The following is a 6086-nucleotide window of genomic DNA, read 5'->3' as shown; positions in this document are numbered from 1 at the left end:
CATGATTGATCCTCGCCGAGTAAAAGTGATAAAAATGAAATTGAAATTTATAAGGGTTACTGTCTGTAGCCGAATTGAAGGATTGTGTGAGACGGGTTTATTCGCTGAAACTGGCATTCGAGTTTTTTATTGCCCCACGAACGCAACGGATCACCGCAATAACTGCCGCCTGCTACAGCGTAATTTATCGTGGTTGCCGGGGCATTAATTCGCCAGACAAACGGCCAGTCACCGCCATTCAATGCGTCCCCGCACGCAGACATACCTGCTCTGGCCTGCCGGAATTCAGTTATAGTAATGTGGAATCCCAGTTCTGCCGCCAGTCCGATAAAATAGGATTTGGACTGCCCCCCTGTGCGTAATAACTTTGAGACCACGGACTTTTGCCGCAATGAGATACTGTCAATTTCCCCAATAGCGCAGTCATCCGGCAACCCTAGTGATTTTTCCCACTCCGGTAACATGATCGTCGCGGTTGCCGGGAAACTGCCTTCCAGTAATAAATGCGCATCCTGATCACTGCGATGATAGCTACGGGCAAGTGCCCGAATGACCTTACTGATAGCTGATTTTGGGTGCCGCGTCCATGCCATCCCGGTAGGTAACAGACCATTTAATGCCAGGGTATAATTCACTTCGCTGTACTGTTTCATGTATATTTCACCTCGCCGCGTACAGGTAAGTGACCAATTGGTAAGGCAATATTATCTGCCGGTGATGTGATCACAAATCCTGTTGTGCCCGGTATGCCCGCAATGGCATATTGCAGTTCGGATATGAATATGCGCCCGGAGCCATCCGGATTACCGTTTTCAAACAGTACGTTATCAATCGCCTCATTAATACGCGCCGTCACATCGGTGCTGACATGAGAAAGACCGTGGAGGGTAAAATCAATCCGATACTTTATCGGCGATAACACCCAGACTAAGGCCGTGACCGGTTGTAAGGCATAAAGGGCGTCAGCCACTCTTAGTTGATCTCCGGTGGCATGCACCGCATACGGTTCATGGGATGACACGCCGTCTGTACCGATAGGAAAACCGCCCTGTGCATTGTTATCAGCCATAATATAGACGCCGACCGTTCCGGCTCCAGCCGCTCTCGGTCTGACCCAGACACGGGTAATGCCCGGCACGGATAGCGCCCACTGTTTATAATCGTCACTGGAACCACCCTGTGGTGTGCCCTGATAGGCGAGTAACATACGGGAACGAAAATCCGCTTCTTTCTCAATATCTGCCCCGCCTGTTATAGGTGCAATCGCTGTACCTTCAACATCGACCCCTGCCAGACTCTGATCCAACGTTAGTACTGTACCCGATGGCGCATTTCCTGCCGAACCGCCCCCCGAATCATCCTCTGTACTTTCTGGTAATAACGCAATCAGGCTAACGTTTCCCTGCCCATTGGCATTAATACGAGTCTCAGTCAGGGTTTGGTACTGATACCCATCCCCCCGGTTAAGTCTTGTCCCGGCAGGAATGACAGTCCCTGCCATCCCTGTAAACTGATATTGTTCACAGTGAGCCGCTGTTGCCGGTTTGCGAAAAATCTTCTTTAACGCGGCCCATCCAGACAACCATTCATCCGTGGCCGTAAACGGGGTAGTCTGGATGGCGATATAATCAAGGTAGGCGTAATGCAGATGCGCCATACCTGCATCCATATCAGCCAGCACACCCATATTGGAAAAGCGTAATAACGGGCCAGTTTCCTGTAATTCTGATTGTAAATAACTGCGGTTCTGCGCACGAAGTTCAGTGAGTGTTTTTCGTTTAAAGGGCATTTTCTCGCTCCCAGACCCAGAAAAAGCGTAAATCCTCGTTATCCCGCCCCGGACGCTGATAACGGATTATCATATTCAATCGATTAGGCCAGACAATTTGTGTGCGAATATCAATCGCCACAGCCACGCCATCGTCTAACATCCATTGCAGCGCCTCACGGGCATAATCCTCAGCCGCCAATGCGACAGAGGTAGTGAGTTTCTGTCGATGTAATAACCACAACCGGGACCCTATCTGATAATCAGCCCCGTTATCACCCCACCAGCCACGACGATCTGCGCCCTCTATATCATCATCAGGGCGCGCCTGACGATCCGTAAATAAGCTGATAATGATGGCAGTTTGCAGGTCATTACCGGTTACCAAATCCCCGTGCCCTATCAACCAGTCAGCATGAATATTTTTGACATCCCACCAGGAGGTAATATCACTCATTTGACGGTTTCCCCGGTTATCTGACTGGTGACTGTCGCATCACCGGATTTCACACCCGGCACTGGATGCGTATGACGGTTATAGGTATCGCGCAACTGTTTCATGGTTGTAGTGTTATTGTTGCAGTTATCAATGACATCACCGGTGACTTTTAGTACCGGGGTATTCAACAACACTTCGGTGGACGCATTGATGGTGACTTTTGCCGCATTATTGACAGTAACCGGTTGTCCTTTCGCTTCGACGGTGATCCCCGATGCTGTCAGTAAGATATGCAGCCCCCATTGGTTATGCACCACCACTTCACCGGGGTTTAACCCTTTGTGCCGGTACTGTTGATGATTGCTACCAATTACGACAGCGTTAGAGCGGTCACCACCCAAAAATGCCAAGACCACATCCGTGTTCTCAGGCAGTCCGGAGGAAAAACCAAACTCAGCGATCCGGTGTGTGTTGTCCCGGACTTCCATTGCGGTTTGATACTGTACTTGCTGGATAACCCCCTTATCATTACAGGTAGTTACCCTGCCTAAACCAAGCATCATCATTGCGCGGCGATATAAATTCTTAACGTCCATTGCGTCAATAACCTCCGTTACGCAGTTCTATGATTGCATCGTAAAATGCATACGGTTGTACGGTAAAGGCAGCCGGTGGCATCAAGGTTAGCTCTGCCCGTGTGCCGTCATCTTTATTGCGAATATAAGACACTTCCGATAACAGCCATTGCTCGGATTCCAGTCCGAACACCGGTAAATGGATCGGGATCAGGGTATTGGGTGTCCATAATGTCCCGCTGACATCCCGCCAGCTATCAACCAGCACTTTAAGGACCTTAGAACGCCCGTAGCGGCGGTTCATTTCCCAGTTAATCGCGTCTTGCTGCTTTCCCCATGTATGCAAGGTACTTTCGATAATGGTGACGTAATTGCGATAGCGCATCTTTTCCGCTTCCGGGTCTTTTGCTGTGGCAATTGTTACCACTTCATAACCTTTTCCTGCCGACAGTTCACTTAACCCGCTGACATTCATAGACAGACCGATGTACTCAGAGAACCGTTCATTCATGGAGGACTGGTAATCGGCCATTTCAATGTTTTTTCCCTGTGACACACCACTGGCAGCCACTTTGTCACTGACACGGGTCAGAAATAAATTGCCGTCCGGCGTGTCGTAATACAGCAGGGCAGACCAGCGGGTGATGCGGTCAATGATTTCCTGTGAAGATTCCCCCCAGTTCAGGGTGAATTGCGGCACGGTTTTCATATCAGCCACATCCGATTTCACTTCAATGCCGTACCATTGCGCCAGTTTTTGAGCAATTTGTAATGCCGTCGCTGAAGTGATCACGTTCTGCGGCCATTTTGCCGAGCAATCAACCAAATCCTGACATTTACTGCGTCCGGTTACCCGTATCTGGTGGGTACTTTTGTTAATGGATGAACTCCAGATATCGATATATCCTGTCATTACCGGATCATTTCCCAGTAATACCTGACAGGGATGACCCGCTTCTACCTGTTGCTTCTCATCGCTGCCGGGATAATAGTCCATCAACATCAGTTCAAAATCAGACGGCAAGCGTTCAATGCCCCGTGTGACACGGACACTGTCCCAGCCATAAATAGCCTTACCGCCAATCACTAATGACAGTTCATCATTTTTTTTCATTGTCTCAGCGCCTTAAATCGGGTAGGCATAAAAGCCGGATGACGGGGATTGGTCGCCTGTATCAGTTCATTGCTGCGTCCGGCATCTTGATAAATCCGGTTAGCCACCGTCAGGGCTGGCAACACAGCGGGCAGACTGAACTGAGCCAACCGTCCAGCTTCTGCGCCTTTCAATGCTGAACTGGTCATAAATTCATCCCGCAATGACATCAGAGACTGATAAATGTCATCCGTGCTTAAATCACCGGCCATCACTAATGCGTTATCCAGTGCATGACACACCCTATTCTGTAAATCATGGGCTTCCTGGTTGTTTGCCGGGGTAAATTCACTGGCGACCTGCGCCATTGCGCCCGCCGACAACACGACCAACAGCAGAACGGTCATTTCTGTGACATACCGGTCAACCGAGCCTTGCTGGTAGCGGGTATTCTGAAAGGCAGCCAAATGTTCAAAAATAGCTACTTTCTCATCAGCACTGCCGGCTGACTGGATAATCGCCATCACCACATTGCCGGCTGACTCAGTAAAAATTTCCACGGTCGGGGCAGTACTCAGGGCTTCAAGGCTGCGGGCGATGGCTTTACGTCCCATCACTACCTCAGCAGTGGTTTTCTTCACTATCTCAGCCTCATCACGGCTTTCGTCATCCCGTGACCGAATCCCCGTTGCCCCTGATACTGTACCGCCAATGGTGCCGCGCTGATAACGGCCGTAACGCTCACTGCCGAAAGTGGTCTTCAACATGTCACTGAGGTTGGTCACTTCATCCACCGAACGAGTCACCATACCCACCCACTGATTGGCGGTCTGTTTGATGATCCGCATTCCCTGCACCACCGAGCGGATTTCCCCTCTCACCATTGAGATATATTTGGCCAGTGTGGTGGTGTAGGTTTTCAGCCAGTTTTTCTTCACCTCGGTAGCGGATTTGGTGCTGTTGGTGACCGCAAAGACTTTCAGGCCGGATTCAATCACCGTCAACGTGAACTCAAACACCCGGCCTGATTCCATGCTTTCAGTCATACGCAGGCCGCTTTCTGTCACACTGACGGTCAGTTCACCCAGTGTCGGATGAACCAATGTCCCCGTTGTTCCGGTTTCACAGGCCGCAACTAGATTCTTGCGCTGTGTGATAACATCCGGGGCGTCATAGATGGCGCTGTTCTGAATGATAAAACCCCGGATCGTTATTCTGCGGGTTGCCCGGCCTAAATCTTCCAGCCAGGCAGTATCACGGTACGGGTATTCATGCACTGCCTGACGTCGTCCGAAGACACTTTCCCCGGATACCACAGCAAACGGCACCCCGCGGAAAGAAGCCGGGTGCAAATGTTCGGCCCACTTCCATGACGAATCACTGCCGCCGCCCAACAAAGAAGAAAGGGCATCTTTTATCAAGGCCATGTCATAACCTCTTTTTTGGATACAAAAAAACCGCATCAGGCGGCGTTAGAAATAAAAAACCCGTTCGGGTCAGTGGAAGTGTCTACGCGGTTGTTCTGGACACAGCACTTCTTCCATGCGAGCAGTAATGCGTTTGTTTCCGCGCGGTAATACTCATGTCAATTCTCAACATCCTATTGCAAGCCAAAAAATATACGCAAAAGCGTCAGAACCTTTTTCCAAATCCATTGTTACCCACGCCCCTTCTTGATTTGGATCACCAAAATAAGCGGACATATTGCCCCCTATACGATCATTCGCAACCGGTGTTGCCAAGCCGCCAAAACAGCCCGTTGGGAACTTCATCGGAAACTGAACCCATTCACGCGCCTCATATAACTTATTTTTTGTATACCCCCATTGACAGATAAATCCGCTATCTTCGCACTTAAACCATCCGCTTTTAGCCATCAAACCCTTATTCTTTTTGCCGTACTTACTGTCACTTTCCTGTTTGGTATAGCTGTCACCTTTTAGGGCGTAATTCCCCGCAGGTTGTGCGCCAACATCCTTCGCATTTAAATTCACATCGTCTACTAATGATTTGTTGTTGATTTTTCGGCTATTGGGCACGGCATCACTAGCCCGTTTGACCGTATCCCGTAACCCCAGATTGTCCACAAACACCGCTTTATCTGGGATATCCGCCCCGTTCTGCGCTTTGTCGAGGCGGCGGTTGGCATTGTCGTTGGCATGGGTGGCTAATTTCTGACTGGCCGCTAATGTACTGGATAGACCGAAACTC

6 protein-coding genes and 1 pseudogene are annotated in these 6086 nt (G+C 49.9%); all 7 read right to left on the bottom strand.

Going from position 1 to position 6086, the window contains the following annotated elements; genetic code table 11:
* Positions 1 to 56: 56 nt before the first annotated feature.
* Positions 57 to 653, bottom strand: a complete 597-nt coding sequence (locus ABLA85_RS18150; RefSeq protein WP_367965731.1) for a YmfQ family protein — start codon at positions 651 to 653, stop codon at positions 57 to 59.
* Complete coding sequence (locus ABLA85_RS18145) at positions 650 to 1789, bottom strand: baseplate J/gp47 family protein (RefSeq protein WP_367965730.1); 1140 nt, start codon at positions 1787 to 1789, stop codon at positions 650 to 652. Before ABLA85_RS18145 ends, ABLA85_RS18150 begins: the two co-directional genes overlap by 4 nt.
* Positions 1779 to 2225: a phage GP46 family protein gene (locus tag ABLA85_RS18140; RefSeq protein WP_367965729.1), complete on the bottom strand. Its 447-nt coding sequence runs from the start codon at positions 2223 to 2225 to the stop codon at positions 1779 to 1781. The genes ABLA85_RS18145 and ABLA85_RS18140 overlap by 11 nt, the downstream gene beginning before the upstream one ends.
* Positions 2222 to 2803 carry a phage baseplate assembly protein gene (locus ABLA85_RS18135; protein WP_367965728.1) on the bottom strand — a complete coding sequence of 194 codons (582 nt, stop codon included), beginning with the start codon at positions 2801 to 2803 and terminating at the stop codon, positions 2222 to 2224. The genes ABLA85_RS18140 and ABLA85_RS18135 overlap by 4 nt, the downstream gene beginning before the upstream one ends.
* A gap of 4 nt (positions 2804 to 2807) precedes the next feature.
* Positions 2808 to 3896: a phage baseplate assembly protein gene (locus tag ABLA85_RS18130; RefSeq protein WP_367965727.1), complete on the bottom strand. Its 1089-nt coding sequence runs from the start codon at positions 3894 to 3896 to the stop codon at positions 2808 to 2810.
* On the bottom strand, positions 3893 to 5302 hold the full coding sequence (locus tag ABLA85_RS18125; protein ID WP_367965726.1) for a DNA circularization protein: 1410 nt from the start codon (positions 5300 to 5302) through the stop codon (positions 3893 to 3895). The genes ABLA85_RS18130 and ABLA85_RS18125 overlap by 4 nt, the downstream gene beginning before the upstream one ends.
* Positions 5303 to 5467: 165 nt before the next feature.
* A pseudogene (locus ABLA85_RS18120) lies at positions 5468 to 6086 on the bottom strand (hypothetical protein); the annotation flags it as partial.

This window comes from Xenorhabdus sp. SGI246, from assembly GCF_040838225.1.
Taxonomy (GTDB): Bacteria; Pseudomonadota; Gammaproteobacteria; order Enterobacterales; family Enterobacteriaceae; genus Xenorhabdus; species Xenorhabdus indica.
This window is presented reverse-complemented; position numbering and strand designations above follow the sequence as displayed.